At 41.5% G+C, this 13084-nt stretch carries 13 protein-coding genes and 1 other annotated feature; of the genes, 4 read left to right on the top strand and 9 right to left on the bottom strand.

Going from position 1 to position 13084, the window contains the following annotated elements:
- Window positions 1-61 precede the first annotated feature (61 nt).
- Window positions 62-412 (bottom strand): hypothetical protein, encoded by a 351-nt coding sequence (locus V1499_RS19410; RefSeq protein WP_409271782.1) that lies wholly within the window; start codon window positions 410-412, stop codon window positions 62-64.
- A 269-nt stretch (window positions 413-681) separates the two neighbouring features.
- Window positions 682-1137, bottom strand: coding sequence for a GNAT family N-acetyltransferase (locus V1499_RS19415; protein ID WP_409271784.1), 456 nt, complete (start codon window positions 1135-1137; stop codon window positions 682-684).
- A 196-nt stretch (window positions 1138-1333) separates the two neighbouring features.
- On the opposite strand from V1499_RS19415, the gene V1499_RS19420 reads away from it, so the two are divergent.
- Both V1499_RS19420 and ileS read left to right on the top strand, forming a co-directional pair.
- Window positions 1334-1465, top strand: a complete 132-nt coding sequence (locus V1499_RS19420) for a YjcZ family sporulation protein (RefSeq protein WP_409271786.1) — start codon at window positions 1334-1336, stop codon at window positions 1463-1465.
- Window positions 1466-1764: 299 nt separating this feature from the next.
- Window positions 1765-2002 (top strand) — a binding site (T-box leader).
- A gap of 60 nt (window positions 2003-2062) precedes the next feature.
- Entirely contained in the window at window positions 2063-5155 is a 3093-nt protein-coding gene (gene ileS / locus V1499_RS19425) for an isoleucine--tRNA ligase (RefSeq protein WP_409271788.1), read from the top strand.
- Between the two features lie 114 nt (window positions 5156-5269).
- Here the strand turns inward: ileS and V1499_RS19430 are convergent, their stop codons facing one another.
- The 4 genes from V1499_RS19430 to V1499_RS19445 form a co-directional block, all read right to left on the bottom strand.
- Window positions 5270-6376, bottom strand: coding sequence for a M24 family metallopeptidase (locus tag V1499_RS19430; RefSeq protein WP_409271790.1), 1107 nt, complete (start codon window positions 6374-6376; stop codon window positions 5270-5272).
- Window positions 6377-6791: 415 nt separating this feature from the next.
- Window positions 6792-7808: a serine hydrolase domain-containing protein gene (locus tag V1499_RS19435; RefSeq protein WP_409271792.1), complete on the bottom strand. Its 1017-nt coding sequence runs from the start codon at window positions 7806-7808 to the stop codon at window positions 6792-6794.
- Window positions 7809-8158: 350 nt separating this feature from the next.
- Window positions 8159-8620 carry a GNAT family N-acetyltransferase gene (locus tag V1499_RS19440; RefSeq protein ID WP_409271793.1) on the bottom strand — a complete coding sequence of 154 codons (462 nt, stop codon included), beginning with the start codon at window positions 8618-8620 and terminating at the stop codon, window positions 8159-8161.
- 389 nt (window positions 8621-9009) lie between these two features.
- On the bottom strand, window positions 9010-9483 hold the full coding sequence (locus tag V1499_RS19445) for a MarR family winged helix-turn-helix transcriptional regulator (RefSeq protein WP_409271795.1): 474 nt from the start codon (window positions 9481-9483) through the stop codon (window positions 9010-9012).
- Between the two features lie 122 nt (window positions 9484-9605).
- Here V1499_RS19445 and V1499_RS19450 point away from each other — a divergent pair, with 122 nt between their 5' ends.
- Together V1499_RS19450 and V1499_RS19455 are read left to right on the top strand one after the other, a co-directional pair.
- Window positions 9606-10463, top strand: a complete 858-nt coding sequence (locus tag V1499_RS19450) for an alpha/beta fold hydrolase (RefSeq protein ID WP_409271797.1) — start codon at window positions 9606-9608, stop codon at window positions 10461-10463.
- A 20-nt stretch (window positions 10464-10483) separates the two neighbouring features.
- A complete protein-coding gene (locus V1499_RS19455) occupies window positions 10484-11122 on the top strand; it encodes a DUF998 domain-containing protein (RefSeq protein ID WP_409271798.1) in 639 nt (212 codons plus the stop codon).
- 335 nt (window positions 11123-11457) lie between these two features.
- Here the strand turns inward: V1499_RS19455 and V1499_RS19460 are convergent, their stop codons facing one another.
- The 3 genes from V1499_RS19460 to V1499_RS19470 all read right to left on the bottom strand — a co-directional run bounded on the left by V1499_RS19460 (window position 11458) and on the right by V1499_RS19470 (window position 12892).
- Complete coding sequence (locus V1499_RS19460) at window positions 11458-11904, bottom strand: DUF6376 family protein (protein WP_409271799.1); 447 nt, start codon at window positions 11902-11904, stop codon at window positions 11458-11460.
- Window positions 11905-12098: 194 nt separating this feature from the next.
- Window positions 12099-12560 carry a VOC family protein gene (locus V1499_RS19465; protein ID WP_409271800.1) on the bottom strand — a complete coding sequence of 154 codons (462 nt, stop codon included), beginning with the start codon at window positions 12558-12560 and terminating at the stop codon, window positions 12099-12101.
- 50 nt (window positions 12561-12610) lie between these two features.
- Window positions 12611-12892 (bottom strand): DJ-1/PfpI family protein, encoded by a 282-nt coding sequence (locus tag V1499_RS19470; protein WP_409276342.1) that lies wholly within the window; start codon window positions 12890-12892, stop codon window positions 12611-12613.
- Between the last annotated feature and the right edge of the window lie 192 nt (window positions 12893-13084).

The raw sequence follows: 13084 nt of genomic DNA on the forward strand, positions 1-13084 counted from the left end.
GAATTATAAAAAGACGCACCCTAATCATTTGCGAATCGGGCTGCCCTGTTTTGTGGGAACCTTATTTTCTCATGCCAACGCCTATTGCTTCGCCGGTTTTTTTATCTAAGTAGACGCTGATAGGTCCTAAATCCCCTTCATCTTTTGTTTTAAAAGAAATGATATAAACTTCTTTGCCTTTGATGTTGATTAAAGTCCTTGTCTTTTCATCCATAATGTTTATGTCTTCGGAAACATTCTCCGTCCTGACCTGGGCGAGATTGGCGTTCAGTATGGATTTCTGTGAAACAGGGCCGACATAGCCATACGCCCTTTTGATTTCACCGTGATATCTAAGCGAATCGCCAAACCAAAAGAACAAGAGCGCGAAAAGTGGAACAGACAAAAGAATTAGAAATCCTGCTTTTCTCATTAATGCCTCCCGGAGTTTGAGAATTAAGTGCTTTTAATAATTTCAAAAACCTTTCTTGTCGTGGCAACCGAGGCAGGGACAAGGATAACGATCGATACAAAAATCTGCCCCATCACCAATACGTGTAGAAAAGATGAATCCAACAACATTCCAATACGCCTATAAAAGAAACTGAAAACATTAAAGTAAGTTACAAAAAAGATTAGTATAAAGAAATAATAGATCAGTTTTTTTGCCATTTTGAATTTCGGCCCCTCCACTTTTTTCCCTTAGTTAATTTCGTAAACAAGCCACTCCGATAGCTTCCCGCCCATTTTTTCGTACAGCGATTGGGCTACCAGGTTGTCTTTTGCGGTTTCCCACGTCATGGACGCGAAGCCGTTTTCCCGGATGTACTCCAAACTAGCTTGAAATAGCTTTTCTCCAACCTTTTTGCCTCTTGCTTTTGAAACAACAAACAAATCATTCAGGATTGCCTGTCTTTTTACCTTTAGGGAGCTGAAGGTAAAATACAAAGTGGCGAAGCCGATTAACTCCCCATTTTCCTCTGCTACAAACTGAAGCCCACTCACAGGCGCCTCAAGTAAATGAGTGATTAAGCCCTTTAACCTTTCCTCACCTGGATCCGGCTGCTTATAAAAATCAACAATGTACTGCTTCATTAATTCATAAAGTCCGCCAACATCTTGTGCCGTTGCCGGCCTAATTTCTATAGTTCTATTCACACGGTTTCTCTCCCAACGGTAGATTTTTATAAATCAAATGCAACAACGCAGCAATGCCCATCAACCGTCCCGATTAACGAGCTATCTTTGCAAGAGGGGTTTATGTTTTTAAAATTCGAATGCTCCGCTCATGCCTATACCTATCCCGGAGACGTGACATAAAGTATCCTATCTTCGTTCAAAGGTGGTGTTGTTCATGTTCGGTTATGGAGGTTTTGGTTATGGAGGTTATGGTTACGGCGGCTGCGGTTACGGTTATGGTGGTTTCGCGCTAATCGTTGTTCTTTTCATTTTATTAATTATCATCGGCGCCACAATTTGGTACTAATCTGTTTCCAAAATCAAGCACCCTAGCCGTACATCCATCCATAATCCTTAAACCGTATCAAAAGCGTTTTCACCAACCTCACTATTCTACTTTCTTTGCGCTGAGACCTACGCAATCTCGGCGTTTTTTTACGAAAACCACTATCTAACTCCCCAAAAAAGGCTTCCCGAAACATTCATATCCCCTTTGGAAATCACATTTTCCTAATTTTAACATAAAATACAATTAATCGTTGCCGTTTAAATTAATATCTTGACGGTTCAACCTCAAGTTGTTACAATTAATTCCAATAAAAGCATACAAATTCGTTGATGAGAAAAAGTAGCGTTTCGTCTTGATCCACAGAGAGCCGGCACTTTGGTGCAAGCCGGCGTTTGAGTGATGCGTGAATATCCTCTCTGAGAAGCCAGGCTGAACATGCAGTAAGCCTGGACGGGAGTCCGCCGTTACAAGGAACGCGTATGATTGTACGTTGCTAAGTGCTATTGATCGGATCAATAGAATTAGGGTGGTATCGCGGTTAACCCCGTCCCTTGCTTGGGATGGGGTTTTTTGTGTGCTTTTAGAATAATTTTTTTAAAAAAAGGAGCGATATCGATGAACTCTAATGAAAAGCAGGAATCTGTTGTTGGGCGTGAGGAACGGATCCGAAACTATTGGACGGAAAAGGATACCTTCAAGGAATCGGTTCGGCTGAGGCAAAGCGATACACCGTTCGTCTTTTACGAAGGGCCTCCGACAGCCAATGGACTTCCGCACGTTGGCCACGCCTTTGGACGGACAATTAAGGACGTGGTCGCCCGCTACAAGACGATGCAGGGATTTCTCGTTGAACGAAAGGCTGGTTGGGATACACACGGGCTTCCCGTCGAGCTTGGGGTCGAAAAGCAGCTTGGCATCTCCGGCAAGCAGGAAATCGAAAAGTATGGGGTTGAGGATTTTATAAAAAAATGCAAGGAGAGCGTGTTCACGTACGAGAAAAAGTGGCGTTCTTTTACAGAGGAATTGGGCTACTGGGTCGATATGGACCATCCATATTTAACGTTGAGCAACGAGTATATCGAAAGTGTTTGGAACATCCTGAGCAAAGTCCATAACGACGGCCTATTGTATAAAGGCCACCGTGTTTCCCCCTACTGCCCGAGCTGCCAGACTTCGTTAAGCTCGCACGAGGTTGCGCAGGGATATAAGGATGTAAAGGATTTATCGGCGACGGTGAAATTCAAGCTGCAAGATCGAGATAATGAATTTTTCCTTGGCTGGACGACTACGCCATGGACGCTACCAGCAAATGTGGCTCTGGCCATGAATCCTGAATTGGCGTATGTCCGGGCACAAAAGGATGATAGGGTCTATGTTGTCGCAAAATCGCTTGCTGAAAAGGTACTAGGGGGTTACGAGCTGCTGAGTGAGCATAATGGCCGGGAATTTGAAGGGACCTGTTATGTTCCACCCTTCAATTATGCCGATGTCGAGAAAGGCCACGAGGTTGTAATGGCGGATTATGTGACTGAGGACAGCGGGACCGGGATTGTCCATATTGCCCCGGCTTACGGCGAGGATGACTATAAAACTGTTCAGCAAAATGGTTTTTCCTTTATCAATGTGGTTGATGCGCGCGGCTGCTATACGGCTGATGTGACGGACCTCGCGGGTAAATTTGTTAAGGATTGCGATGTCGAGATCATCAAAATGCTCGCCGAACGGGGAACCCTTTTTCATAAAGAGAAATACGAACATAGCTATCCACACTGCTGGCGCTGCGACTCTCCTCTGCTTTACTATGCGACCGACAGCTGGTTTATCAAGATGTCTGCGTTGAAGGAAAAAATGCTCTCCAACAATGCCGGAGTCAATTGGTATCCTGACCACATTAAAGAGGGCCGGTTCGGGAACTTCCTTGAAAACCTTGTTGACTGGAACATCAGCCGGAACCGGTATTGGGGAACGCCATTAAATGTTTGGGTGTGTTCAACTTGCGGGCATGAGGAAGCGCCCGGCAGTATCGCCGCCCTCCAAAAACTCTCGGCAACTGATGTGCCGGACGAAATCGAGCTTCACAAGCCGTATATTGACGATGTCCAATGCATATGCCCTACATGCAGCGGGGCCATGTCCAGGACTCCTGAAGTCATCGATGTGTGGTTTGATAGCGGTTCGATGCCGTTTGCCCAGTACCATTATCCGTTTGAAAACAAGGAGAAATTTCATTCTCAGTTCCCGGCGGATGTTGTTATCGAGGGAATCGACCAGACAAGAGGATTCTTCTATAGCCTCTTGGCGGTTTCGACTCTTTATACAGGAAAAGCGTCTTATAAAAACGTGTTGTCGCTTGGCCATGTCCTTGATGAACACGGCCAGAAAATGTCCAAGAGCAAAGGGAATGCGCTCGACCCTGATGACCTTATGAAGGAGTACGGAGCGGATGCCCTCCGCTGGGCGTTCCTAGTTGATAGCTCGCCGTGGAATCCGAAGCGATTTTCTAAAAAGATTGTCCAGGATGCCAAATCCAAACTCGTTGATACACTGGACAATACGTATAAATTCTTTGCCCTGTATGCGAAAATCGACGGCTTCTCCTATAATCCGGACCGTACAGGCAGGCGGACAATATTGGATCAATGGGTGCTTTCAAGGCTGAATCGGACAGTCAGGGAAGTTAATACTCATATGGACCGGTTCCAATTCACCCAAGCTGCCCGGGAGATTGCTGCTTTTGTTGACGAACTGAGCAATTGGTACGTACGGCGGTCGCGAACGAGATTTTGGGCGAGCGGACTTTCGGAGGATAAGGTTGGTGCCTATTCAACACTTTTTGAAACACTGAGTACACTCAGCCGCCTGCTAGCTCCATTTGTCCCGTATGTTGCGGAAGATATCCATTTGAAGCTGCACCAGGAAAGTGTCCACCTTCAGGAATATCCAAAGGCCAATCTTTCAATGTTTGCTCCGGAGCTGGAGGAAGATATGCAGGCTGTTTTGAAAATTGTCGAGCTTGGCCGCAGCATCCGCAATGCCCGCAATCTGAAGGTTAAGCAGCCTTTGCAGCAGCTCATTGTGTGGCGTAAGGATGGAGAACGTGCTTTGGACGGCTATACTGGCATCATCAAAGATGAGCTTAATGTGAAAGAAGTTGTTTATACGGACGATTTGTCACACTATGAATCGACCGTTTTTAAACTTAATTTTAAAACAGCGGGGGTGGCGTTCGGAAAACTTGTAAATTACGTCAAGGAGTATGTTGAGCACATTCCCGAGTCAGAAAAGAAGTTTTTGTTGAAAACTGGCAGGCTGCAAGTTGAGGTCAGCGGAAAGGCGGTTACATTGGAGAAGGAACACGTCCACGTCGACCACGTCGTTGCTGCGGGATTCGAACTGGCTGGCGATCAGCAGATGAAGGTCTTGTTGGATGTAAAACTCACCCCTGCACTCCTGGAAGAAGGCCAGGTCCGGGATTTAATCCGGGCAATCCAGGACACACGCAAAAAACTGGATTTGCCGGTTGAACAGTATATAGACATTGCCTTCTTTGCAACCGTAACGACCCAGGAAATACTCCAGCGGTTTGATAGGCTCATCAAAGAAAACGTACTTGTCCGGAAGGTTGCCTATGGCCCGCTAAGCGAAAATAAGAACCACTTTGAAGTAAAATTCGGCGATGAGCCGGTAAAAGTATCGTTAAGTTATTAAACGTAAAAAGCACTGCGAACAGGGTTCAACTCTGTTTTGCCGTGCTTTTTTAGATGATTTAACCATGAAAAAGAAATCAGCGGTATCGTACCGTTGACTTCTTTTTTTCACCGCCTAGCCAATTCTCATTAACTCTGTTGGAAATGTAGTGAGCAATCTTGCCGTACCGTCTTCATTGATATAGACATTTTCTTCAATACGTACACCACCGAATCCAGGAATATAAATGCCCGGTTCGACGGTAAATAATAGACCACTTTCTACCAATTGCTCGTTGTTCTCATGTACGGAAGGTTCTTCATGAACTTCGATTCCAAGGCCGTGCCCTACCCGGTTGTTAAAATATTGTCCATACCCTGCTTCCTTTATAACATTCCTGGCCGCACGATCAATTTGGCCAATCGGGATACCTGCTTTAGCTGCAGCCACTCCGGTTTCGGTTGATGTTCGGACGATATCGTAAATTTCCCTTTGTTTTTTGGTTTCTTCACCAATTACAAATGTCCTGGTTATATCCGAACAATAACCATCAACTACCACACCCATATCAATTAGCAAAAAATCGCCTTTAGTAATTGGTTTGCTGTCAGGCTTTCCATGTGGCAATGAAGCTTTCGCGCCTGAAAGGACAATCGGGGAAAAGGACGGGCCATCCGCCCCAAATTTCCTCATCAGGAATTCCAGTTCAGCTGTTAGCTCCTGTTCAGCCATACCTTCCTTCACTCTTTTTATCCCTTCCCCCATAACCCTTTCAATAACATGGATGGCATGTTGGACCTTGTCACATTCTTCTTGTGTTTTCCTCATTCTTTGCCGGGAAATGAAATCCCCAATATTTTTGTAGCGATAATCCGCAAAATACTTGTTCAGCTGTTCATGGTGATACAAAGAAATTGTTTTCGTCTCCAAACCTATCGTTTGAAACCCTTCACCCAATGTATTTTTTAAAATTTGATATGGATCCATTTCATCTGATATTGGGATGAGTTCTTTTACAAAAGATTCCTCCTCCGCTATTTCCAAATCCAATGAGGGTACGAATAAATAGTGGCTTTGCTTGTTAAGATCAATTACTAAGGCCATAAATCGTTCATGTGGGTCTGAATTGAAGCCTGTATAATAGAAGACATTTTTCGGATCCTTCACGATAGCCAATTCCACCTGTTGCTGTTCCAAATGCTTCTTTAATGTGTTTAACCGATGTTGATATTGTTCTGTCATTCTTTTTCAGTCCTTTTAGGTTTTTTAGAGTCATCTATAGAATAATTAATTCCTTTGTTGAAGGGGTTAGAACTTCTCGTCCATGGTAACCGAAGCGGAGACCCTTGATTTTTTTATTTCATCCTCTGATTTAATCATTTGCAGAGTCTCAACCACTTCGCTTACAGGGATTAGCTCGGCTGAGAAAAGATCTTGGTTTCACGAAAAAAACCATAGGATTATTGTTCTTGTTCAAACCCGAGTTTACGGATGTTCATTTCTTTAATTTGCACTGCTACTTCATCAAAAATTCTCCCTTTATGTCCGGTATGTCCCGCGTACAAAACTTCGTTCCACTCTGTTTTGCAGTGCTTTCTTTTTGGGGTTTTACAACAACTCTTTTATTTACATTTCTTTATAAACTAATAATGATAATTTATATTTCAGCCTCAATTCCTTTCATAATGGCATATGCCCCTTTAGATTTATTAGAACATATAACAGTTTTAATTGAGGTCTTGGGATAATATCCGGAATGAAAACTAACCCCAGGATCATAACCCATAATATGATATTTATTAATTTCATCATCATTCTTTTCAATCCATACTCCATAACCATAAAAGTGATTTTCTTCATTCGTTGGAACATGCGGAGTAAGTAACATGTTGGTATATTCTTCACTAAGTAATTGATTATTTATAAGTGAATCCCAGAAGTTTGCCATATCATTAACGGTCACATACGCCCCGCCATCTGAACCACCTTTAACAGGCAATGAGTAAATATTTGTTTTCCAAGTACCATTTGGAAGATCAATATAACCAAGTGCTGTATTTTTAGGAAGGGAATCAAATTCAAAATAACCCGAGTTTGTCATACCTGCTTTTTTAAAGATATTTTCTTCAATATAATCGGTAAATTGACGCTTACTTGCTTTCTCTACAATTAACCCAAGTAAAATATATCCAGCATTATTATAATGAAATCTTTCATCTACTTTTGATTTCATTGGCTGATTCTGAAATAGTGGTAAGAAGTTTTCTAAGCTTCTTATATGATACATCGGGTTCTTAACCCATAACTCTTCAAATTCATCCATTACTTCCTCGTCAAAATAATCTGGTATTCCAGCCGTATGTGTTAAAAGGTGATGAATGGTTATATCTTTATCAAATTTTGGGAAGGAAAAGTTAAGGCAATCTTCTAACTTTGTTTCAAAGGTAATTTTCCCACCCTCTACAAGCTGGCAAATTGCTATTGATGTAAACAGTTTGCATCCTGATGCTATTCCATATCGTGTAAATGAGCTATTTTCAATTTGCTCAGAACGATTAGCATAACCATAGCTTACTTCTGTCAAAACTTCTTTATCTTCTTTAACAAGAATACTTCCTGAGAATTTATTCTGATTTTGAATATAAGCAATACTATTAAGAATCTTAGTGTTCACATAATCCCTCCCGAAATATCATTTCTTAAACATACACAATTTCATTACATATTAGCATCATTATCCATAAAGCAGGTATTAAAAGATTCATTATTTCATCAATTAAAACAAATAACATTGTTAATCACATCGTATCAGTTGCAATCACGTTCAACTATTCCCACCATTAGAACTCAAAAGAAGAAGTGCTACAATCCACATTTTCAATAGAAGATTCCATACGATTACTAATTGCAGCTCTCTCCTTCATTCAGACACCAAAAACAGCTGGCCCAGTTAAGCCAGCTGTTTTTACGATTTATCTATAATTCATTTGATCTCACTTAATTTCAGATATTTTTTAAAAAAATTTAAAGTTTCAGCTTTAAACCTTCATGTGTTGCTTTAAAACCTAATCGTTCATAAAATCTTAATGCATCTGGCCTTTTTTTATCAGTTGTTAGTTGTACTAAATGACAACCACGTTCTTTTGCACGTTGAATTGCCCATTTTATAAGTTCAGTTCCTACACCCTTTCCTCTTACAGATGCTGATGTTCTTACTCCTTCAATAGTAGCTCTCCATCCACCTTGATGTGTAATGTAAGGGGTAAACGTAATTTGTTGCACCCCAATCACTTCATTGCCGCCATAAGCAACTATTAACTCGTTATTAGGGTCAGATGTAATAGCCTCAAATGCTTTTATGTAACTAATAGGAAGTGGATGCTCATAACGTTCACGTTTACTTCCTAAAACATCATCAGCAAGCATTGCAACAATACTATCTAAATCTTTTTCAGTAGCCACTCTAAACCTTATCTCCGTCTCCAATAAAACCCCTCCTCTTTTTAGTAAACCTTTAGATACTCACTATGCTAAGGCGGTTAATCCTTCCTATAATCAACTCACTCGAAAATGGTGCAGGTATTATAATGCTCGCAGTGTTGTTTGAGCAGCACAAGGAATAGCAACTGCCTCCACAAATGTTGTGTTCTTCGGCATATAATCTAGAACTCTCTGGGAGAGAAAGACAAATTCTGTATGGAATACGAAACAACTCCCGAAAACACGATCTCCAACCTTGATTCTGTATTCATTTTTGCCAATTTAATTAATGTGCCTACACTACAGGCAGTACCTGCAAATGCTCCGTTACTTTCCTAGAGTTTCAACAGAAGGAATGAAGCGGTACAAAATCCCCATCACTTTCTCTTCTTGTATTACCGCCAGTAGCTCATTAATTTAGCAATTTCCAATCTGGTCAGTTCATTCGTCGAGTGATAAAACTTCACCAAAAATTCAAGTTCCTCAATTGAGTAGGTTTCTAGCAATTTTTCGAAAGCTTCTCCCATTGAACGATATATATTGTTCGTGGAAGATAACTTTTCTTTATTCACGGTAACAATCACTTTGCGACGGTCCTTAATATCCGGTTTGCGTTGAACGAACTCTTCTCGCTCAAGGCGATCGATGACATTTGAAACCGCACCTGTAGTAAGGTTTAGTCGTTTTGAAAGTTGTCCTGCCGTCATCGGACCTTCTTGCAGAAGAGTTGAAACGGCCTTCAAATCCGTGATCCCCAACCCGAGCTTTTCAGCAGCGGTTTGGTGAAATAAAGCTGTTTCGGTACTATTTTTTTGGGCTAAACTTTGCATTTGATTTATAAGGTCTCTTTTTCTCTCGGAATCGTTCATGCAAATTCTCCTTTACCACTTGACAAATAATTATCTTAATAATTAAGATAATTATTAAGATATATCTAAAGACAGTATAATGCCAACCACAAAAATTTTCAAGAAAGGCGGGGCGATCAACTATGCGCACTAGTTTTGTAACCTCCAAAGATGGGACCGAAATTGGCTATCGTCAAATAGGGCAAGGTCCCGGTTTGATCATTGTTCATGGCACTATGGAGTCGTCTCTTAGCCATAGTCAATTAGCCGAAGCGCTTTCAGACAACTTTACAGTTTACTTGTACGATCGCCGCGGACGCGGCCTTAGCGGTCCATATAGTCAAAACCACATGATTCAAAAGGAAGTGGAAGATCTTGAGGCCCTTCTTTCTAAGACGGGTGCTCACTTTGTATTTGGTGTTAGTGTAGGTGCCCTAATCTGCCTCGAAGCGGCACTTGAACTAGCTTCAATTCACAAAGCCGCTCTCTTTGACCCTCCTTTAATTATTGATGGATCAGTGTCGAGTGACTTTATGGTTCGCTATGACAAAGAAATTGCTGACGGCGACCTGGTGTCGGCGTTAGTTACAGCTATGTTGGGAGGTCAAATGGGGCCGCCATTTTTTAAATATGTCCCCCACTGGATTCTCAAAACACTCACAAAGATGGTGATAAAAATTGACGAGAAGAATGTTAAAAAAGGCGATGTAACAATGAAGTTGTTAGCACCGACGATTCACTATGATTTTAATTTATCCTTTGAACTCGAAGAGAAACATGAGCGTTTTAGTGTTATTGACGCCGAAGTTCTTTTGTTGGGAGCAAGCAAAAGTCCGGCATACTTCAAAACAGCTCTTGATGCCTTGACGCGGATTCTGCCTCATGCTGAACGTATTGATTTTCCCAAGCTGAACCATGGTGCCTCTGGTAACAAAAACAGAGGTGGAGATCCCGAACGGGTTGCGCAGGAATTGCTCAAATTTTTTAAACCTACTATGTAAGATAAGGAGAGATATCCGTTATGATGGAAACTTCGCTAGAACATCGAAAGAATACCGTTTCCGAAATTAATCGCTTGCTTGCTCTCGGGGCAGTCACCGGACCGATCTTGTTTTCGTTAGCATATACAATTTTGGGTTTTCTTCGTCCCGACTTTTCAGCTGTCAGTGAGCCTATCAGCGGCCTTGGTGTTGGTACAAACGCCCCAGCCATGAATGCCTCTTTCATACTCATGGGGCTACTCCTTTTCGTTGGTGTTATCGGCATCTTCCAAAACATGAAAGAGTTGGGTAATGTGGCTCGTTGGGCTTGCATTATTTTGCTTGAACTCTCACCGATCGGATGTATTATCTGCGGTCTCTACACCTATGAATTTACCCTTCATTTTGTTGGCTTCTTTCTGGCATGTGGTACCCCGGTAATAAGCTATCTTGTGGTCGGGCTTTTGCTCCGGCGTGTTTCGATTTATCGTCGGATTGGCAGTTGGCTTATCTTAGGCAGTCCCCTTACATTGATCCTGATATATATGTTTATGGCCTCTTTTGACTATCTCAACACTGATGTGGGAGTGGCAGGGTTAATCGAGCGCATCTTAATAATCGAGGTCCATGCATACTATGTGATCTTGGGATGGCTCGTCTTTCGCCGGAAGTCGCGATAAAGTTCAACCCTCAATCAGTGGGGGGTTTTCCTCATCCCTCACTGATTGTTAGTCCTGTTCTACTGCCGCTAATTCGCCGAAGAGCATGCCGACTAAGCGGCAGTACGAACCCGAATGGTTCAACTTTGACAAGTTCGAAAATTGGCCTTATTTATTTATGAAAAGTTTCAAAAATAATTTTAAGAGTCTCCAGCATTCCGTTGGAGATTCTTTTATTAAGGGGCACTTCTTATGTTCACAAAAAAAGACCCTTGGCCAGGGTCAATCAAATACCTTATTACGCCTGATCTCCAAGATACACTCCTTGAAGTAGGCGAAATAGCGATGGGAACGGATTAGCTCCCAAGTTCCTTTATTTGCTCATAAATCGACATGATATCCTGAATTGGCTGGGCAAGTTCTTCATTTTTCAGGACTTCCTCACCAAGGGTTCCGTTTTCAATGTGCTGAAGATAAAGATCAATTTTGTCCTGCAATTGTGCGTTTTTTTCCTCGATTTGAGTGTGAAGGTCCGAGGCGATTCCTGGAGCTTCAAGCTTATCGAATGCCTGGATTTCTGTTTTCATGTTCTCGAGCTCGGTTTTCAGGTCTGCGACAGCCTGTTCATCCTGGAGGGCTTGTTGAGCTTTTTGGGGAGCCTCCTGGGCAAAAGTGGTGGCCTTATCTACATAATTCGAGACACCATTTACGTATGAAAGTATATCATTAGCTTCCTCAAGGAGCGAACAGCCCCCCAAAAGCAGCATCAAAGCCGACGCTAACCCAAATAACTTTAGTTTCATTTACAAAACCTCCCTAATAGCCCCTCATTCTATCAGAATTATTAAAGATAATCCAGGCACCCATATAGGGTAAGTATTGCCAAAACGAGGTATGCCTTATATCTTTTTTTGCATACAGGAATTTCAGAACCTAATTAAAGAATGGAGAACCTATTCATGCTGGACTGATGCACTCTACAGTTCAAGTACATTACTCACGTCTTGTTATGTCGTTCCCATTCTTCTAAAGTCATCATTTTAAATTCCTCTTCAAAATCAATTCTTAAAGGAGCAATTAGTTCTATGCTATTCCCATCCGGGTCCTTAAAGTAAATTGCTGCATGCGCTTGTGGATTATTAGGTAATACTAGTGGTTGTTTTTCAGGAGGGAATCCAAAGTTAGTTGAGACCGCTATTCCTCTTTCTTCTAACCACTCTTTGATATTTTCCAAATCTTCTCGATCAATTCGTAAGGCTACATGCCTTAATGAAGGATGGTAAGGTGTTTGAACTTTATCCGTCTCCCACAAACCTAGCCAGCTTCTTCCTTTTTCAATCCAGAAAAACACTAAGTTTTCTTGTTTGTACGCAATTTCTAAATCCAACTTTTTATAAAACTCTATTGATTTTTCAAGATTACTGACAGGTAAATGTGCCTCATATAACCCTTTAATCAAAATAAAACCTCCTTGTATAGTGCTTGGAAATTTTGAAAAAATCATACTATCTAATGTACAAACTCAATCGTTTTAGCCGTTCTATCAGCAGCAGTTTTGCCCAAAATTTGCTCCACAAGATAAAGTGACATATTAATTCCTGAAGATACCCCGCCGGAAGTGATGATGTTGCCATCATGTACTACTTTGTTATCTGATATCACTTGAATTTCAGGATACTTTTCTTGTAACACTTTTAAAGCTAAATGATGGGTTGTTGCTTTCTTTCCATCTAACAAACCCGTTGCTCCCAAAATATAGGCTCCAGTACAGACTGAACATATGTATTCAATGCTTCAGTGATTAATAATCCAATCTATTATTCTTTGGTTTTTAGCTATGGATTGCACTGCCCTTAAAGGGCCTCCTCATTTGTCGAATCCCCTTTTTAATCAAACATGTTCCCTTCTATTTCTATCCTGACATATTCATTTAGCAAAACGAAAAATAAAGTCCCAAAGAATAAAAAATGCCTAAATCAGTGT

This window comes from Neobacillus oceani (assembly GCF_046237595.1).
Classification (GTDB): domain Bacteria; phylum Bacillota; class Bacilli; order Bacillales; family Cytobacillaceae; genus Bacillus_D; species Bacillus_D oceani.